Consider the following 827-nt stretch of genomic DNA (forward strand, 5'->3'; position numbering starts at 1 on the left):
CGCCGCCGGTGAGGCGGTGTACGTGGTGGAGGGTGAGAAGGACGCCGACACCGCGGCGGCGGCCGGCGTCGCCGCGGTCACCAAGCCCAACGGCGCGTGCAAGCGCGGCGAGGAGTGGCGCGGCGAGTGGACGGCCGCGCTCGCCGGCGCCCGCGTGCGCGTGGTGGCCGACCGGGACGAGGCCGGTTACCGGCACGCCGCGATCGTCGCCGCCGCCCTGACCGGCACGGCCGCCGCCGTCGAGGTGGTGCGTACCCCGCTCGACGTGGAGAAGGCGGACCTGGCCGAGCATCTGGCCGCCGGGCTCGCCCTCGACGCCCTGGAGCCGGTGCCCGCCGAGCTGCTGCCCGCCGTCCCCGCCCCGACCCCGCAGGTCGCGGGCGGGACGGTGCTGCCGTTTCCTGCCCAGCGCCGCGGCGGTTCCGGCGGCGGCGACAGCGGTTCGCCGCAGCAGACCCCGGCGCATCCGCGCTACCGCATCCCTATGTCGCAGGGCGCCTGGCGCTACTCCACCGGCGACGACGAGGACGTGTTCTCCCGCGGCGTGTACCGCAAGGTTGGCCGGGAGGACGCCGACGCCGGCGAGGTCAACGGCTGGGCCAAGGTCGCCGAACTGCCGTACGTGCTGGAACGGCTGAGCCGCCGCGACGGCGACAACCGGCGCACCGGCCTCGACTACCGCCTGTCCATGCACCCGGACGGCCGCGACGCCGTGGTCTGCGACGGCGACGAGGTCAAGACCGGGGAGTGGGCGCCGCGCCTGGACGTCGCCCTGTCCGCCGACGACAAGATTCAGAAGGCGGCGGCGACGGCGATCCGCGACGCCG

The 827-nt window shown here is 76.3% G+C and carries 1 protein-coding gene; it reads left to right on the plus strand.

From position 1 onward, the window contains the following. Positions 1-827 (plus strand): hypothetical protein (locus IEY99_RS33790; RefSeq protein ID WP_444542449.1); only part of this gene is annotated, 827 nt, incomplete at both ends.

Origin of the sequence: Couchioplanes azureus (genome assembly GCF_014648355.1) — a bacterium.
In the GTDB taxonomy this organism is placed as follows: domain Bacteria; phylum Actinomycetota; class Actinomycetes; order Mycobacteriales; family Micromonosporaceae; genus Actinoplanes; species Actinoplanes azureus.